General features: G+C 65.6%; 15 protein-coding genes. 8 read left to right on the forward strand and 7 right to left on the reverse strand.

The window, feature by feature from the left end; translation table 11 throughout:
• Window positions 1-81: 81 nt before the first annotated feature.
• Window positions 82-1,761: a glycoside hydrolase family 13 protein gene (locus tag ACTX90_RS06810; RefSeq protein ID WP_113608151.1), complete on the reverse strand. Its 1,680-nt coding sequence runs from the start codon at window positions 1,759-1,761 to the stop codon at window positions 82-84.
• Window positions 1,762-2,028: 267 nt separating this feature from the next.
• Here ACTX90_RS06810 and ACTX90_RS06815 point away from each other — a divergent pair, with 267 nt between their 5' ends.
• The 7 genes from ACTX90_RS06815 (at window position 2,029) to ACTX90_RS06845 (ending at window position 9,873) form a co-directional block, all read left to right on the forward strand.
• Window positions 2,029-3,291, forward strand: coding sequence for a sugar ABC transporter substrate-binding protein (locus tag ACTX90_RS06815; protein WP_443443583.1), 1,263 nt, complete (start codon window positions 2,029-2,031; stop codon window positions 3,289-3,291).
• 129 nt (window positions 3,292-3,420) lie between these two features.
• Entirely contained in the window at window positions 3,421-5,016 is a 1,596-nt protein-coding gene (locus ACTX90_RS06820) for an ABC transporter permease subunit (protein ID WP_443443585.1), read from the forward strand.
• Window positions 5,016-5,909, forward strand: a complete 894-nt coding sequence (locus ACTX90_RS06825; RefSeq protein WP_053797814.1) for a sugar ABC transporter permease — start codon at window positions 5,016-5,018, stop codon at window positions 5,907-5,909. The genes ACTX90_RS06820 and ACTX90_RS06825 overlap by 1 nt, the downstream gene beginning before the upstream one ends.
• Before the next feature lie 84 nt (window positions 5,910-5,993).
• Entirely contained in the window at window positions 5,994-6,983 is a 990-nt protein-coding gene (locus ACTX90_RS06830) for an HAAS signaling domain-containing protein (protein ID WP_424572183.1), read from the forward strand.
• Window positions 6,984-7,035: 52 nt separating this feature from the next.
• Window positions 7,036-7,779, forward strand: coding sequence for a TetR/AcrR family transcriptional regulator C-terminal domain-containing protein (locus ACTX90_RS06835; protein WP_047118788.1), 744 nt, complete (start codon window positions 7,036-7,038; stop codon window positions 7,777-7,779).
• 173 nt (window positions 7,780-7,952) lie between these two features.
• The gene (locus tag ACTX90_RS06840) at window positions 7,953-9,410 is read left to right on the forward strand and encodes an MFS transporter (protein WP_443443588.1); all 1,458 of its coding nucleotides are present in this window, start codon (window positions 7,953-7,955) and stop codon (window positions 9,408-9,410) included.
• Between the two features lie 85 nt (window positions 9,411-9,495).
• The gene (locus ACTX90_RS06845; protein WP_443443590.1) at window positions 9,496-9,873 is read left to right on the forward strand and encodes an META domain-containing protein; all 378 of its coding nucleotides are present in this window, start codon (window positions 9,496-9,498) and stop codon (window positions 9,871-9,873) included.
• 22 nt (window positions 9,874-9,895) lie between these two features.
• Here ACTX90_RS06845 and ACTX90_RS06850 read toward each other — a convergent pair whose 3' ends face one another.
• From ACTX90_RS06850 to ACTX90_RS06865, 4 genes are all read right to left on the reverse strand, one after another.
• The gene (locus tag ACTX90_RS06850) at window positions 9,896-10,993 is read right to left on the reverse strand and encodes a fatty acid desaturase family protein (protein WP_443443592.1); all 1,098 of its coding nucleotides are present in this window, start codon (window positions 10,991-10,993) and stop codon (window positions 9,896-9,898) included.
• 122 nt (window positions 10,994-11,115) lie between these two features.
• Window positions 11,116-12,756: an ABC-F family ATP-binding cassette domain-containing protein gene (locus ACTX90_RS06855; RefSeq protein WP_443443594.1), complete on the reverse strand. Its 1,641-nt coding sequence runs from the start codon at window positions 12,754-12,756 to the stop codon at window positions 11,116-11,118.
• A gap of 32 nt (window positions 12,757-12,788) precedes the next feature.
• On the reverse strand, window positions 12,789-13,454 hold the full coding sequence (locus ACTX90_RS06860; protein ID WP_443443596.1) for a phosphoribosyltransferase: 666 nt from the start codon (window positions 13,452-13,454) through the stop codon (window positions 12,789-12,791).
• Window positions 13,455-13,498: 44 nt separating this feature from the next.
• Window positions 13,499-13,975 (reverse strand): HD domain-containing protein, encoded by a 477-nt coding sequence (locus tag ACTX90_RS06865; protein WP_424572188.1) that lies wholly within the window; start codon window positions 13,973-13,975, stop codon window positions 13,499-13,501.
• Between the two features lie 140 nt (window positions 13,976-14,115).
• Between ACTX90_RS06865 and ACTX90_RS06870 the strand changes: the two genes are divergently transcribed.
• Window positions 14,116-14,409, forward strand: coding sequence for an META domain-containing protein (locus ACTX90_RS06870; RefSeq protein ID WP_047118795.1), 294 nt, complete (start codon window positions 14,116-14,118; stop codon window positions 14,407-14,409).
• A gap of 112 nt (window positions 14,410-14,521) precedes the next feature.
• On the opposite strand, the gene hpaD is transcribed toward ACTX90_RS06870, so the two are convergent.
• Window positions 14,522-15,619 carry a 3,4-dihydroxyphenylacetate 2,3-dioxygenase gene (gene hpaD, locus ACTX90_RS06875; RefSeq protein ID WP_047118796.1) on the reverse strand — a complete coding sequence of 366 codons (1,098 nt, stop codon included), beginning with the start codon at window positions 15,617-15,619 and terminating at the stop codon, window positions 14,522-14,524.
• Window positions 15,620-15,652: 33 nt separating this feature from the next.
• The gene (hpaE, locus tag ACTX90_RS06880) at window positions 15,653-17,158 is read right to left on the reverse strand and encodes a 5-carboxymethyl-2-hydroxymuconate semialdehyde dehydrogenase (RefSeq protein WP_047118797.1); all 1,506 of its coding nucleotides are present in this window, start codon (window positions 17,156-17,158) and stop codon (window positions 15,653-15,655) included.
• Window positions 17,159-17,166 lie beyond the last annotated feature (8 nt).

Raw genomic sequence — 17,166 nt, forward strand, 5'->3', positions numbered from 1 at the left:
AATACAATATAGGTTTGACTGGGCGCGACGGAACCGGGAAGGCCAGTCGCGCCCTGTTCACCAGACTACCTGCTGGGGCGATCAGCCGCGTAACCATACAGTGGATTCCGCTGCGATCTGCCGTTCCGACGGCTGAGGTGCGCTGGAGGCGATGACGGTCAAGTCTATGGTGCAGGCAGGCAGCTCGCGCTCGGAGCCTGCGAAGCTGGAGACCACCACCACGTCATTGTTCTTGAAGGCCAGAACGTCGGGGTCGCCGGTGTCCAGCCATTCCAGTGTCCCCAGCCCCAGATCGTGATTGCGGCGCAGTCGGAGCAGAGATATGTAGAGGTTCAGGGTGGAGTCGGGGGTCGCGCTTTGAACGTCCCGGGCGTAGTCTTCCCACCCCGCGGGCTGCGGCAGCCAGCTGTTTCCAGTAGGGGAGAAGCCCGCAGCGGGTGCTCCTGTTTCCCACGGAATCGGCACCCTGCACCCGTCCCTGCCGTAGCGTTTGCCGTTGGTGCGGAACCACGTGGGGTCCTGGCGCGCCTCGTCGGGCAGCTCGACGACTTCCGGGAGCCCGAGTTCCTCGCCCTGGTACAAGTAGGCTCCGCCGGGCAACGCGAGCATCAGCGTGCTGGCGGAACGGGCGCGGCGCAGGCCGATGGCGGGATCCGGGAGGTTCGGTGTCAGTGGGCCTATGCCCTCGCCTTGGGGATTGTCCTCAGTTAGCGCGAGCCTAGTTGCATGGCGGACCACGTCGTGGTTCGAGAGCACCCAGGTGCTCGGTGCGCCGACTGCTGCGAACTCCTGCAGCGATTCGTCGATCGTCGCGCGGATTTGAGCGGCGTTGAAGCTACAGGACAAGTACGGGAAATTGAAGGCCTGGTGCATTTCGTCGGAACGAACCCATTTGGCCATCAGGGATAACGGGCTGACCCAGGCTTCCGCGCAGAGCACGCGATCACCTTCGTATTCATCCAGCACCTTGCGCCAGTCGCGGTAGATTTCATGCACTCCATCTTGGCCCCACCACGGGGCCAGCTCCTCGGTGCCGCCCATCGACGCAGCGGCCGGGTCTACCACGTAATCCGGCAGCCCATCGGATTTGATCAGTCCATGGGCTACATCCACCCGGAAGCCGTCCGTTCCGCGGTCCAGCCAGAACCGCAGCACGTCGCGGAACATCTCCCGGACCTCATCGTTGTGCCAGTTGAAGTCCGGCTGCGAAGAATCAAAGATGTGCAGATAATATTGCCCCGGGGTGCCATCTGGGTTGACTGTCTGCGTCCACATGGGACCGCCAAATACCGATTCCCAGTTGTTCGGAAGCCCCGCATCCGGCGCATCGTGGAAAATGAAACGTTCACGCTCCGGGGACCCCGGTGCGGAGGCTAACGCTTTCTGGAACCACGGATGCTGATCCGAACAGTGATTCGGCACCAGATCCACGATGACGCGCAGCCCCAGCTCGTGGGCGTGGGCAATCATGGCATCGAAGTCTTCCAGCGTCCCGAACAGGGGATCCACATCGCAGTAGTCGGAGACATCGTAGCCGGCGTCTTTCTGGGGGGATTTGAAGAAGGGGGACAGCCAAATGGCATCGACCCCGAGGTCTGCCAAGGATTGCAGCCGTGCAGTGATTCCTGGTAGATCACCCATGCCGTCGCCGTTCGCATCAGCGAAGGAGCGCGGATAGATCTGGTAGATCACCGAGGAGCGCCACCAATCGGTAGCCGCCTCGGGCTCTCGGGTCTCTGCGAGGGAGCGGATTTCAGTCATGACGGTAACCATAAACGAATTTTCGGCATATGTAAACGCTTACATTATTGGCCTAGTAGACGCCGCTAGGTGTTGCCTGTTTTGGGGAATCTGGCGCGAAAATGACTGATTTACATGAATTTCTTGTCAAAAAGCATGATCTATGCCACTCTGGAAACGCTTACATTCGAGTTGTCACTCGCACTCGAAAGAACCGACCGGCCCATACCGCGGTGACTCGCAGTCGATCCGGTCCTCTGGACAAAGTTGTCACGAAAGGACACCCCCATGATGGTGAACAAGCGCTCCCTTCTTCTGGGTGGGGCGGTGACCGCAATTGCGGCGCTATCCCTGACCGCCTGCGGTGGTTCGAACAGTTCAACCCCGCAGCCTTCGGAAACGGCTGCGCAGTCCTCGCCGGCCGCCGCCGAAGCAGGATCGCTGACCGTGTGGGTCGATGCCAACCGCGAGCCGGTCCTGAAGGATGCCGCAGCGGATTTCCAGGCCAAATCGGGCGTCAAGGTCGATCTGGTGATCAAGGACTTCTCCAAGATCCAGGAAGACTTCCTCAAGCAGGTACCAACCGGCAAGGGCCCGGACATCACCATCGGTGCCCACGACTGGCTGGGCAACCTCGTCAACAACGGCGTAGTCCAGCCGGTCGAGCTTGGCGACAAGAGCGCGGACTTCCAGGATGTCGCCATCGACGCGATGAGCTATGAGGGCAACACCTATGGCGTCCCGTACGCAACGGAGAACCTCGCACTGCTGCGCAACAAGGATCTCGCCGACAAGGCCCCGGCAACCTTCGACGAGATGATCGCCGAGGGAGAGAAGGCGGGCACCGAATTCCCGTTCCTGGTACAGGTATCGGAGCTGGGCGACCCGTTCCACGCCTACCCATTCCAGACCTCCTTTGACGCTCCGGTGTTCGGAACCGATGAAAACGGCGCCTACGACGCCAGCGACCTGCAGATCGGCAACGAGGGCGGCCTGGAGTTCGCCCAGTGGCTCGCCGACCAGGGCGAAGCGGGAACCTTGAAGACTTCCGTGGACGCTGACATCGCCAAGGAGAAGTTCATTTCCGGCGATTCGCCCTTCCTGCTGACCGGCCCGTGGAACGTGGAAGCGGCCGAAGACGCCAAGATCGACCTGGCCATCGACCCGATCCCAAGCGCCGGCGGCGACGAAGCACAGCCATTCGTGGCAGTCCAGGGCTTCTTCGTCTCCTCCAAGACCGAGAACCTGCTGGCAGCAACGGAGTTCCTGACCAATTACATCGGCACCGCCGAGGTCCAGACCAAGCTCTACGAAGTGGGCAACCGTCCGCCGGCCAACAAGGAAGCCTTCGAGGCGGCCAAGTCCGATGAGACCATCGCGGCCTTCGGCGCGGTCGGCGAAGACGGCGTTCCGATGCCGAACATCCCTGAAATGGCAGCCGTGTGGGAATTCTGGGGCGTCGCCGAAGCAGAGATCATTTCCGGCAAGGCCGAACCGGCCAAGCGCTGGAAGCAGATGACCGCCGATATCGAAAAGTCCATCTCAAAGTAACACCGCCGCACGTGCGCGTGCCGGACGTGTCGGGGCGGCAATTTGCCGTCCCGACACGCGACCACATCCTCGGCACGGCCTACGCCGTACCGCAAGTTCGCCGACCTCCGACCCAGGAACAAGCCACAGATGTCACTGACCCACCAGAAGCCGCCGCACAGCAGCGAGCCTGAGCAGGCCGACGCGCTGTCCCCGGCCGCCAAGCGGCTGTCCACCGCAGCATCAACCTCCACCGGCTTGATCCTGGCCAAGATCGCGATGATCGGCATCGTGGACGCCACCGCCATATTCGCGCTGTTCACCGCGATCGGCCGCGAAGCCTGGGCGATCGCCGCGGTGGTCGCCGTGATCACCGCGGCCATCAACGTCGTGTATTTCAAGCGGGGCTGGCTGCCGGCCAAGTACCTGCTGCCGGGCACCATCTTCCTGCTGATTTTCCAGGTGTTCGTGATCGGCTACACCGGCTATATCGCCTTCACCAACTACGGTTCGGGCCACAACTCGGACAAGGACGACGCAGTCATGGCGCTGCTCCAGTCCAACCAGAGCCGCGTCCCGGACTCCCCGGGGCTGCCCGTGACGGTGCTGGATGACGGCGGTGAATTGTCGCTGCTGGTCGAGCGCGACGGGGTGCAGATGGCAGGCACCACGGAGCAGCCGCTGGAGCCGATCACCGCGGATGAGCTTGCCGGATACACGCAGCTCAGCTTCGCCGACCTGCTCGGCCGCCAGCAGGAAGTCACCTCCCTGGCGGTGCCGATGAGCGATGACCCGGCCCAGGGGTCGCTGCGCACCTCCGACGGGCGCACCGCCTACCAGTACACGTCGAACCTGGTCTACGACGAGGCCGCCGGAACCATGACGGACTCCACCACCTCGGTGGTCTACAGCGACACCGGCGTCGGCGCCTTCACCGCCCCGGACGGCACCCAGCTGATGCCCGGCTGGTCGATCAACGTGGGCTTCGACAACTTCGCCAAGGCCTTCACCGACTCCTCCATTCGCACCGCCTTGGGATCGGTGACCGCATGGACCTTCGCCTTCGCCCTGCTGTCGGTGGCCACCACCTTCTTCCTGGGCCTGTTCCTGGCGCTGGTTTTCAACGACCTGCGTATGAAGGGCCGCAAGATCTACCGAGTCATCTCGATCCTGCCCTATGCCTTCCCGGCGTTCCTGGGCGGCCTGGTCTGGGCAGGCATGCTCAACAAGGATTTCGGCTTCGTGAACCAGGTGCTCTTCAGCGGTGCGCCGATCCCATGGCTGACCGATCCGTGGCTGGCGAAGTTCTCCGTGCTCTGGGTCAACCTCTGGCTCGGCTTCCCCTACATGTTCCTGGTCTGCACCGGGGCGCTGCAGTCGATCCCGGATGAACTGGCCGAGGCGGCCAAGATCGACGGTGCCAAGCCGTTCCAGGTCTTCCGCCTGATCAAGCTCCCGCTGCTGCTGGTCTCTGTGGCCCCGCTGCTGATCAGCTCGTTCGCGTTCAACTTCAACAACTTCAACGTGATCTACATGCTCACCGAGGGAGGACCGCGGCTCGAAGGGGCAGGGCTCAACGTGGGCTCCACCGACATCCTGATCTCCATGGTCTACAAGGTCGCCTTCGTCGGCTCCCAGCGCGACTACGGCCTGGCCAGTGCATTCTCCATCATCATCTTCGTGCTGGTCTCCGTCATCGCGGTCATCAGCTTCAAGCAGACCAAGGCTCTGGAGGAGCTGAACTAATGTCGACGCAAACTCCCGTCCAGCAGCCCGCAGCACGCCGCAGCTTCGGAAAATGGTTCGCTACTACCGGTTGGCGCCACCTGATCGGCGTGGCGCTGTGCATCTACGCGGCGTTCCCGCTGCTCTACGTGCTCTCGGCGTCGCTGAACCCCAACGGAACGCTGCTCTCATCCAACGGGTTGTTCACCCAGCTCGGCCTGCAAAGCTATGTCGACCTGTTCCGCAACGAGCAGCGGCCCTTCGCCGCCTGGTTCGGAAACACCCTGCTCATCGGGTTGACCACCGCCGCCGCTTCGGTATTCCTCGGCGCACTGGCGGCCTACAGCTTCTCGCGCATGCGTTTCACCGGGCGCCGTTTCGGATTGGTCAGCCTGCTGGTCGTCCAGATCTTCCCGCAGCTGCTGGCAGTCGTGGCCATCTTCATCCTGCTGACCTCGCTGGGCGATGTGTACCCGGCCCTGGGGATCGACAACAAGATTGCACTAATCATGGTGTACCTGGGCGGAGCGCTCGGCGTGAACACCTACCTGATGTACGGATTCTTCAACACCATCCCGGTGGAGATCGACGAAGCCGCCAAGATCGACGGCGCCGGCCACGCCAGGATCTTCTTCACCATGATCCTGCGCCTGGTCGCACCGATCCTGGCCGTGGTGGGGCTGCTGTCATTCATTTCCAGCACGTCGGACTTCGTCATCGCCTCGGTTGTGCTCGTCTCGCCGGAAAACCAGACACTTGCGGTGGGGCTGTACTCCTACGTGTCCGAGGAGTTCACTTCCAACTGGTCGGTGTTCGCCGCCGGGGCGGTACTGGCGGCGCTGCCGGTCATGGTGCTCTTCCTCTTCCTGCAGAAGTACATCGTGGGCGGTTTGACCGCCGGCGCGGGAAAATAGCGCGTCGCCCCCGTGCAGCTGGAGCGCGCCGCGCGAACCGCCAGACGATCGCCAACTCTCAGGCTGGCCACGTAAGCTGGATGGATGCAATCTCATCTGCCGCGGGCCGCGCGCAACTATCTTGAACAGCTGCGTCGGGAATTGAGTTTTCTTTCCGACGCCGAGCGCACCGAGATCCTTGCACATACCCGCGAACAGATATCCCGGCTACCCGGCAAGGGCCGGCGCAAGTCCGAACTGCTGCGCCGCCTGGGGGAGCCGGCTGCGGTCGCCGCCGGGTTCACCCCTACCGAACCAACGGAGCTGAAGGTCAGCAGCGGCCGCCAATTCCTGACCCGCATTCTGGCCTGGCCGATCTTCGCGCTGTCGGTGCTCACCGCCGCGCTGCTGGTGCTCGGTTCGCAATTTGTTGCGCTCGCCGAGCCGTTGTCCTTCGGCTACGTCGACGGCACGATCTTCGGCACCCTAGCCGAGCTGGAATTGTCGCTGGGCTCCGCGGTGATGATTTTCGCCTTCATCCCGGTGCTCTTCAGCCTGCTGCCGCTGGTTGTCCACGGAATTCCCGGCCTGATCCTGCAGGTCATTGGAGCGTTGGCGACCACCGCCGCCTGCGTACTGGGACTGGCGAGCCTGGGCGCGTTCCTCCTCCCGCTGGCGGTGCTGCTCTGGGCGCAGGTGTTTACCCCGCTGCTGATGATGCGCGGATCCATGGCCAGCCCCGGTCCGGCCTGGCTGATCTGCGCTTCCGCGGCCCTGCTTGCGGCCATCGGCTACACGACCTACCGTGGCCTACAGGGCTTCACCGGGAATGCGTGGCTGATCCTTGTTCCGGCGGCGGCGCTTGCGGCCCTGGCGCTGCTGCTTCCGCTGCGGCGGCGCTGGAGCCACATCGCATTGATCGCCACCGGCCTGCTGGTCATGGTCGCGGGCTTCATCGCGGCGCTGCCGACCACCTACGAAGCGCCGCTGCTGTGGCCGTGGCTTGCCGGGGCGATGTCCTTCGCCGGCGGCCACCTGGCCCTGGCCGCCGGCATGTGGCATGAACGGGCGCGAAACCTGCTGGCGCTGTTGTAACCAGGGGTCGTTGCCGGATGATGGACGATGAACACCGTGAAAGGGAAGCCAGATGAGCGACGTGGATCGCACTGAAGACGATACTCCGGTGAAGCGGGGGCGGGGACGCCCGCGCAAGGACGCCTCCCAGGTTCCCATCACCAAGGAAGCCATCGCTTCCGAAGCGTTGAAGATCATCGGTTCCGAAGGCTTTACCGCGCTGACCATGAACGGCCTGGCGGGACGGTTCGGGGCCACCTCGCGGGCGTTGTACAACTACGTGAGCGACCGGCAGGAGGTCGTGAACATGGCGGTGGAGCTTTTCATCCGCAGCACGCCGTTGCTGGAGTTCGACCCGGTCAATTGGCGTGACACCGTGCGCAAGTTCTACCGGGTCAGCCGAGCGCTGTACCGCACCTATCCGCTGGTTGCGGTGGTTCCGATCTCCGAGCGCGTGGAGGTGGACGGCGGACCGCGCTACATCGAGATGATGGAACGGCTGCTGCGGTTCTACACGGACATGGGCTTCGAGATGCCGCAGGCGCTGACCCTGATCCGGGCGTTCAGCCGCGACATCATGTCATTTGCCCTGCAGGCGGACTACTTCCTGGACCGTGTCCCGGAAGGCCGGAACGACTACATCTCCCGTGTGGTGCCGCAGGCTTGGCTGGAGCGCTACCCGGAGGCCGAGGCCCCGCTGGTACGCGAATCCCTGAAACAGCCGCGCATGGACAGCGACGACCTGTTCGAAGAGCTGCTCCAGCTGCGCATCCTCTCCATCCAGGGAATGCTGGACGCGCTGCCAGCCGCTGACTGACCAGAGCAAACGCCAGCCCCGCAGCAGGTGCGGGGAATATCCCGGTGCCTCCGGACGCTATACCCAGCGCGTGCCATGAACCGCCCGGCGGCTTCGGCGCGCACCGAACCAGCTCCGCCAGCCGTTGTCCGAAAGTTGCCATGCCTGCCATCCAGCCCCCGCAAGACCCCCCGTTGGCTGCCGAGGTTGCGCCCGCCGCAGCCGCCATTCCGGCGCCTGGGGCGCTTTCGCCGGCCGGACGCTGGAAGCTGCTCGGTGTGCTGCTGGCCGTCATGTTCATGTCGCTGGTCTCGGTCAGCATCGTCAACGTGGTGCTTCCCTCGATCGAAACCACCCTGCAAGCCACCGAGGCCGACATGCAGTGGGTGCTCGCCGGCTACGCGCTGACCTTCGGCGTAGTGCTGGTAGCCGCCGGGCGTGCCGGGGACCTGCTGGGCCGCGGCATGATGTTCATCGCCGGCGTCGTGATCTTCACGCTGGCTTCCGTGCTGGCCGGGCTGGCCGCCGACCCGCTGATGCTGAACATCGCCCGCTTCGTCATGGGCGTCGGCTCCGGCCTGCTCAACCCGCAGGTCATGGGCCTGATCCAGCAGCATTTCACCGGCGCGGAACGCGGACGGGCCTACGGGCTGCTGGGCACGGTCATCGGATTCTCCGTGGCCATCGGCCCGGTGATGGGCGGGGCGCTGATCAACTGGCTGGGGGCCGAGGCAGGCTGGCGCTCCACGTTCCTGATCAACGTGCCGATCGGGATCATCGCGTTGCTGCTGGCAGTCATCTGGCTGCCGCGTCCGCTGTTCACCAAACCCTCCGGTCGGCTCGATCTGGATCCGGTGGGCGGGCTGCTGCTGGCGCTGGGCATCTTCGCCTTCCTCTTCCCGTTCGTGCAGGGTCGCGAGAACCCGTGGCTGTGGGCCCTGCTGCCGGTGGCGCTGCTGTTCATGCTGCTGTGGATCGCATGGGAGAAACGCTACAAGGCGCGCGGCGCGGCCCCGATGGTGGACCTGGCGCTGTTCAGGGTGCGCAGCTTCACCAACGGCACAGTAATCGCCGGCCTGTACTTCATGGGCGTGTCCAGCGTCTGGGTGCTGGTGGCCGTCTACACCCAGCAGGCGCTGGGCTTCAGCGCGCTGCAGGCAGGGCTGATCGCGCTGCCAGCGGCCTTGCTCTCGGCGCTCAGCTCGAACGTCGCCGGCCGCTACGTGATGACCGCCGGGCGCCGTCTGGTCATCGGCGGCACGCTCAGCGCGCTGTTCGGGCTGGTCGCCACGGTGGCCGTGGTCGAGCTGGAAGCGCGCGGGATCGTGAGCATCTGGTGGATGCTGCTCTCGCTGGCGTTCATCGGCGCCGCCCAGGGCTTCATCATCTCCCCGAACCAGGCACTGACCCTGATGGAGGTACCCGTTCAGAACTCTGGCTCCGCCGGCGGGCTGATGCAGACCTCGCAGCGCGTGGGCACCGCCGTGGGCATCGCGGTCATCACCGCCGTGTTCTACGGCATGAACCAGGTTGTCGGCTACCCCCTGGCGATGACGCTGTCCTTCGCCGCCACGGGCCTGCTGGTGATCGCCACGCTCTGGGTCGCCGTGGCCGACTGGCGCCACGACCATCACGGAGCCCAGCCTCAATAGCAGGGCTGGCACCGCAGGCCGAAACGACGCTCCGGGTCTGCGATTGCACTGGTCAGCGCGCTAAGCGTGGCTTAAGCTGGAAGACATGAAACGACTTGCAGGATTGATGGCAGCAGGAGCGCTGGCGCTGAGCCTGGCCGCATGCGGATCGAGCAGCGGCCCGGCCGAACAGGCCCCGGCGAGTCTGGACGGCACCTGGGGCGCGGAGGCCGAAGGCCAGCCGTGGCTGAACCTCGGCTCCGACGGCAAGATCAGCGGCAGCGACGGGTGCAACAACCTCATCGGCCAGTGGACCGAAAAGGACGGCACCGTGGACTTCGGCGCCATGGGCAGCACCCAGATGTACTGCGAGGGCGTCGATTCCTGGCTCGGCGGGGCCGCCACCGCCACGATCTCCGGCGACAAGATGACCTTCTCGGATGCCAAGGGCGACCAGATCGGCACGCTCACACGCGGCAAGTAGCCGGACCGGAGCCAGCCGGTCCCTAGCTGCTGCGGTATCCGGAAATCATGGGGCACTCGAACGGGTCGCGGCCCGAAAGCCCGACCTTGTTCAAGTAAGAGATGACCTGGGCGTAGGACTCGCGGACGCTGGCCACGGTGTAGGGGATCCGGTGCTCGGCGCAGTAGCTGCGCACGATCCTTGAAACCCCTGCCAGATTGGCGCGCGGCATCGAGGGGAACAAGTGGTGCTCCACCTGGTAGTTCAACCCGCCGTAGACGTGCGAAAGCACGCTGTTGCCGAAGCTGGAGCGAGCCAACACGTTGCGTCCCGTGAGCACCTGGCGCGAGAAGAAGTCGATGCGGGCGTCCGCGGGCACCAGCGGCATGCCCTTGTGGTTGGGCGCGAACGAGGCGCCCATGTAGATGCCGAAGACAGCCAGCTGCACGCCGAGGAAGGCGAAGGCCATGCCCATCGGCAAGAGGAAGAAGACGGCGCCCAGGTACAGGGCAATGCGCAGGCCGATCGAGATCAGTTCGCGGCGGCGGTGCTTCACCCGCCGGCCGACGAACAGGTACTTGATCGACTGCAGATGCAGGTTCAGCCCTTCCAAGGTCAGCAGCGGGAAGAACAGGTAGCCTTGGCGCTGGGTGATCCACTTGAGCAGGCCGCGCTGGCGCTTCGCGTCGGCCGGCTGGAACGAGATAGTGTCCCATTCGATGTCCGGGTCCTTGCCGATGGTGTTCGGAGTTGCATGGTGTTTACTGTGCTTGTTCATCCACCACTGATAGCTGATACCGACCACGAAGTTGGCCAGGAAGCGGCCGAGCTTGTCGTTGGTTTTGCCGGAAGCCAGGATCTGGCGGTGCGCCGCTTCGTGGGCCAGGAAGGCGAACTGGGTGAGCAAGAGGCCAAGCGCGGCGGCCATGAGCAGCTGGAACCAGCTCTCGCCCAGCAGCAGCATGCCTGCCACGGTGCCCGCCAGCAACGCGGCAAGCACGATGCCGATGCCCAGGTAATGCCCGGGCCGGCGCCGGATCAGCCCGGCATCGCCGACCAGTTTCTTGACGTGGAAAAAGCTTTTGGGGTCTCCGGGCCGCACCGAGGGAGCGGGCGATGGTAAAACGGGAGTGCTACTCAAGTTGGATCCTTGGGTGTGGCAGCTGTCGACGTCTCAGTCGTAAAGAACTGAAAGTCTCGGCTCCTCTGCGTTTCACTGTACGGCAGATTGCTGAGCGCCCGCTGGTCGATGACGCAGCCGAGCTAGAAGGCGGCGGACAGCTGCCCGTCCAGCACCTGCCAGCGCGCGTCCAGCCGCACGTTTTGAAGCATGCGCCGGTCGTGGGTCACCAGCAGCAGCGCGCCCTGGTAGGCCTCCAGCGCTTCTTCGAGCTGCTCGATGGCGGGCAGGTCAAGGTGGTTGGTGGGTTCGTCGAGCACCAGCAGGTTCACCCCGCGCGCCTGCAGCAGCGCCATCGAGGCGCGGGTGCGTTCGCCGGGGGAGAGCTTGCCCACCGCGGACGCCGTCTGCTCCGCCTTGAGCCCGAACTTGGCCAGCAGCGTGCGGGCCTCCGCCGAGGAGTACTCCGGCACCGCCGCTTCGAACGCCTCGCCCAGCGGCAGCTGCGCCGGCAACTGGCTGCGCGCCTGGTCGATCTCGCCGATCAGCACCGAGGCGCCCAGCACCGAGCTTCCGGCGTCCGGGGCCAGCCGGCCGAGCAGCAGGTTCAGCAGCGTGGACTTGCCCGCGCCGTTCGGGCCGGTGATGCCGATCCGGTCACCGGCGTTGACCTGCACGCTGGTAGGGCCGAACGCGAAACCGCCCAGCGAAACCTGCGCCTGGTTCAGCGTGCACAGCACCGAGGAGCCGCGCGGGGCGTCGGCGATGGAGAACTGCAGCACCCATTCCTTGCGCGGTTCGGCCACCTCGTCCAGCCGGGCAATCCGCGATTCCATTTGGCGCACCTTGGCTGCCTGCTTCTGGGAGGATTCGCTGTTGGCGCGGCGGCGGATCTTGTCGTTGTCCGGGGCCTTGCGCATCGCGTTGCGCACGCCCTGCGAGGACCATTCGCGCTGGGTCCGGGCGCGCGCCACCAGATCCGCCTTCTTCCCGGCGTACTCGTCGTAGGCCTCGCGCGCGTGCCGGCGGTTCACGGCGCGCTCCTCCAGGTAGGAGTCGTAGCCGCCCTCGTAGACGGCGACCTGGTTCTGCGCTAGGTCGAGTTCGATGATCCCGGTGGTGCAGCGGGCCAGGAACTCGCGGTCGTGCGAGACCAGCATGACCGGGGCGCGCAGCGCCATGATGAACTGCTCCAGGCGCTGAAGCCCGGCCAGGTCGAGGTCGTTGGTCGGCTCGTCGAGCAGCACCACGTCGAAGCGGGAGAGCAGCAGCGCGGCCAGCGCGACGCGCGCCATCTGCCCGCCGGACAGCGCCGCGGTCTGGGTGTCCAGCGGCAGCGTGAAGCCCAGCTCCGCCAGGGTCTCTGGGATCCGGTCCTCCAGGTCCATGGCGCCGGAGGCCATCCAGGTCTCGAAGGCCGCCGCGTAGGCGTCGTCCGCCCCTGGTTTGCCCTCGGCCATGTCCTGCGCGGTGGCTTCCATGGCCCCGGTCGCCTGGGCGCAGCCGGTGCGCCGGGCCAGGTAGGCGGCGATGTCCTCGCCTGCGAAGCGCTCGTGCTCCTGGGGCAGCCAGCCGATGAACGCGCCGTCCGGGGCGGTGGACACCGAGCCGCCCTGGGGTTCGTCCACCCCTGCCAGCAGGCGCAGCAGCGTGCTCTTGCCTGCGCCGTTCACCCCGACCACCCCGTACACATCTCCCGGGGCGGCGGTGAAATCCAGGTGCGCGAAGAGGGTACGGTGGGCGTGGCCGCCGGCGAGGTCCTTGGCGACGAGCGTTGCAGTCATGGACTCAATTCTAGGTGGGTTGCCGGCACTGCCTAATTCCCTGCCGCGCGCAGCAGCCGCAGCGCCTCCTCGCGCTGCACCGGGGCGAAGTCCTGGTAGTGGGCGCCGACCGCCCGGAAGTCCGGCGGCTGCCAGGCGATCACCACCTGGTCGGCCGGATAAGCCAGGTTCTGCACCAGGTCCGACGGGGCCACCGGGGCCGCGACCACCACCAGCTTGGGCTTCAGCCGCCACACCAGATCCAGCGCGGCCAGCATCGTGGAGCCGGTGGCGATGCCGTCGTCGCACACCACCACCTGCTGCCCTGCCAGATCCGGGGCGTAGGGCTTGAACTCCCCGGCCAGCTCCATCAGCTCCCGGGTGGCGCGGAATTCCACGGATTCCAGTTCGGATTCACCGAAGTAGCGCAGCGCCCGCCGGTGGATCTCCTGGTCGAGGTAGCGTCCGGACGCCAGCCCGTAGCTGGCGATCGCGCCGAAGGCGATTTCCGGGTTGCTCGGCACCCCGAGCTTGCGCACCGCCAGCGCCCCGAGCCGTCCGCCCAGGCTGCGCGCGACCTCGGACGCCACCGGCACCCCGCCGCGCAGCAGCCCGAGCACCGTGTAGTTGCCGGCGGGCAGCTCGCTGGCCAGCGCCATGCCCAGCGCGGCGCCGGCATGGCTGCGATCCCGGTATCCCTCGTGCGATTGCTGGGCCATGCTCCCAGTCTTGCCCAAAGCATCACAAAGTCAATGCTCCTGCGTCAATGTTCCGGCCGAACACCCAGCAGCTGCGCAGTGCGCGCGTACTTGGCCGCCAGCCGCGCCCGGGTGTGTTCCGGCAGCAGGCTGGTGCGTTCCGGGTCGGTGTTGTCGGCCAGGTCGGCGCGCTTGACCAGCATCGCCAGCGGGTTGGCCAACACCCCGGTGCAATACTCTTCCAGGCTCTGCCCGGGCCGTTTGCTCAGCAGCACCACGGCATCGCAGACCTCCCGGGGGATGCCGGCTGCGGAAAGGTCCGTGGCGCTCACCTCGCAGTCCTCGATGACGTCGTGCAGCCATGCCGCGGCCACCGCGTACTCGTTGCCGCCAAGGCGCCGGGCATGCTCGGCGACCCGGGCCGGGTGGCCGATATAGGCGGCGCCGAGCTTGTCCGTCTGGCCCTGGTGGGCCTTGGCGGCGATGGCGCGGGCCAACGCCACCACGTCTTCCCGGCTTGTTGCCGGCTGCCGGTTGTCCATTGCGCTCCTCTTGGGTTGCCCGGGTTTGGGATGCCGGGGCTTGGGATGCAGAATTTCTCCTGGGTCCCACGCTAGCAAGTCGGTGCGACACCCGGGGTCGATTCGGCGGAAGCCCGGGCACGGGGACTACCCTCGGTGGTATGGATGAAAAGATGATCGCGCAGTGGGGGAGCGAGGCCGCAGGACAGCCCTCGCTGGTGCTCTGGGAAGACGGCCGGGCCAGCGGTTCGGATGGCTGCAACCGGCTCATGGGCTCGTGGAGCCGTGAGGGGGACGGCTATCTGTTCTCGCAGATGGCCAGCACCATGATGTATTGCCAGGGGGTGGACACCTGGCTCTCAAGATTGGCCAGCGCGCGTCAGGTCGACGGGCAGCTGGTCATCAGCGACGCGCAGGGCCGTCAGATCGGGCGGCTGGCCCCGCTGGAATCCTGAGCCGCCCGGGATTGCGGGCCCCGGGATGCAAAAAAGAACTGCGGTTCGCACAGTGTGCGAACCGCAGTTCTTCACGTAGCAGCCAGGGAAGGGCTGCATTCGCGCGAAGGGTTTAGAGCTGGTTGCCCAGCTTGAAGCCCTTCGAAGCCTGGCCGTGGTACGAGCCGTCCTCGTCGCCGGCGCGGGTGTAGGAGAAGCCGTCGGCGCCGATGGTGACTTCCAGTTCGGAGTCGTCGGTGCGCTCGATGATTTCCTGCACGTTGCCGTCCAGGTCCAGGACCTTGGAGGCCTCGGTGTACCACGAAGGCACAACCGGGTTGCCCCACCAGTCGCGGCGCTGGTTATCGTGGACGTTCCAGGTGATGGTCGGGTTGTCCGGATCGCCGGTGTAGTAGTCCTGGGTGTAGATCTCGATGCGGTGGTCGTCAGGATCCAGGATGTACAGGTAGAACGCGTTGGACACGCCGTGGCGGCCCGGGCCGCGCTCGATGCGGTCCGAGATGCGCAGGGCGCCCATCTTGTCGCAGATCTGGATGATGTTGTGCTTCTCGTGGGTGGAGAAGGCCACGTGGTGCAGGCGCGGGCCGTTGCCGCCGGTCAGCGCGGTGTCGTGCACGGTGCCCTTGCGGTGCATCCAGGCTGCGTAGGTGGTGCCCTCGTCGTCCTGGATGTCCTCGGTGACGCGGAAGCCCAGGTCTTCGAGGTACTTGCGGCCGCGCGGAACGTCCGGGGTCACCTGGTTGAAGTGGTCCAGGCGGACCAGCTCGCCGGCCGAGTACAGGTCGTAGCGCATGTGCAGGCGCTCGACGTGGGTGGTCTCGAAGAAGAACTCGTACGGGAAGCCCAGCGGATCCTCGACGCGCAGGGCGTCGCCGATGCCCTTGACGAAGCCGTCCTTGCGGCGCTCGGTGCGGCAGCCCAGCTCCTGGTAGTAGGCCTCGGCCTTGTCGACGTCCTCAGGGGTGCGCACGCGGAATGCCATGGCCTTCAGCGCGGCCACCGGGCCCTTGGTCAGCACCAGGTTGTGGTGGATGAACTCCTCGAAGGAGCGCAGGTAGATCTGGTTCTCGTCCTCGTAGGACACGTGCAGGCCCAGGACGTCCACGTAGAAGTTGCGGGACTTGGCCAGGTCGGTGACGACCAGTTCAGCGTAGGCGCAGCGCAGGATATCCGGTGCTGGTGCGACTGGCTTGGGGATTTCGTTGCTCATTGGGTTGCTCCTTTGCAAGCAGAAATTTTGTGGTTAGGCGCCGAACTTCGGGGTGTGGACATCGCCCAGGGTGATGTGCACTGCCTGCTGGTCGGTGTAGAAGTCGATCGAGCGGTAGCCGCCTTCGTGGCCCAGGCCCGAAGCCTTCACGCCGCCGAACGGGCTGCGCAAATCGCGCACGTTGTGCGAGTTCAGCCAGACCATGCCGGCTTCGATGTCCTGCGCGAAGTTGTGCGCGCGCTTCAGGTCGTTGGTCCACACGTAGGCAGCAAGGCCGTAGCGGGTGTTGTTCGCCAGCTGAAGGGCTTCCTCGTCGGTGTCGAACGGGGTGATGGCGACAACCGGGCCGAAGATCTCTTCCTGGAAGATGCGGGCATCCGGGGCGACGTCGGCGAACACGGTCGGTGCGACGTAGGAACCGTTCTCCTGGCCCTCGGGCAGGTTCTCCGGGCGTCCGCCGCCAGCCACCAGGCGGCCTTCGGACTTGCCGATCTCGACGTAGCTCATGACCTTGTCGTAGTGCTCAGGGTGCACCAGCGCGCCGACCTGGGTGGCCGGATCGTGCGGATCGCCGACCTTGATGTTCTTGGCGCGGGCCGCGTAGGCCTCCACGAACTTCTCGTAGATGCCGCGCTGGACGAGGATGCGGCTGCCGGCGGTGCAACGCTCGCCGTTCAGCGAGAAGACGCCGAACAGGGTGGAGTCGATGGCCGCGTCGAAGTCGGCGTCGTCGAACACGATGGCAGGGGACTTGCCGCCCAGCTCCATCGACATGCCCTTGAGGTTCTCGGCGCAGTTTCGGAAGATCAGCTGGCCGGTGGAGGACTCGCCGGTGAAGGAGATCAGCGGGACGTCCGGGTGCTTGACCAGCGCGTCGCCTGCGTCTTCGCCCATGCCGTTGACCAGGTTGAAGACGCCCTTCGGCAGGCCGGCTTCCTCGAAGATGGTGGCCCACAGCGAAGCGGACAGCGGGGTGAACTCGGCAGGCTTGAGCACGACTGTGCAGCCCGAAGCGATCGACGGGGCGAGCTTCCAGGACTCCAGCATGAACGGGGTGTTCCACGGGGTGATCAGGCCTGCGACGCCGATCGGCTTGCGGTTCACGTAGTTGATCTGGGTGCCCGGCACCTTCAGCGCGGTGTCGTGCTGGGCGACGATCAAGTCGGCGAAGAAGCGGAAGTTCTCCGCGGCGCGCTGGGCCTGGCCCTTGGCCTGGGTGATCGGCAGGCCGGTGTCGAAGGTTTCCATCTCGGCCAGGCGGTCCTGCTGGGCAACGACCGCGTCGGCGATCTTGTACAGCACGTTGGCGCGCTCGCGGGCCTTCATCTTCGGCCATGGGCCGTTCTTGAATGCCTCGGTGGCAGCGGCCACGGCGGCGTCGATGTCGGCCTTCTGGCCGGCTGCGGCGGTGGTGTACGCGGTGTTGGTCACCGGGTCCAGGACCTCGAAGGTCTCGCCGCCAATGGAATCGACGAATTCGCCATTGATGTAGTGCTGGATCTTGGCCGGCAGATTTTCTGGAACGAAGTGCTTGCTCATCAGCGGGC

It is taken from the genome of Glutamicibacter soli, assembly GCF_052322135.1.
Lineage (GTDB): Bacteria > Actinomycetota > Actinomycetes > Actinomycetales > Micrococcaceae > Glutamicibacter > Glutamicibacter soli.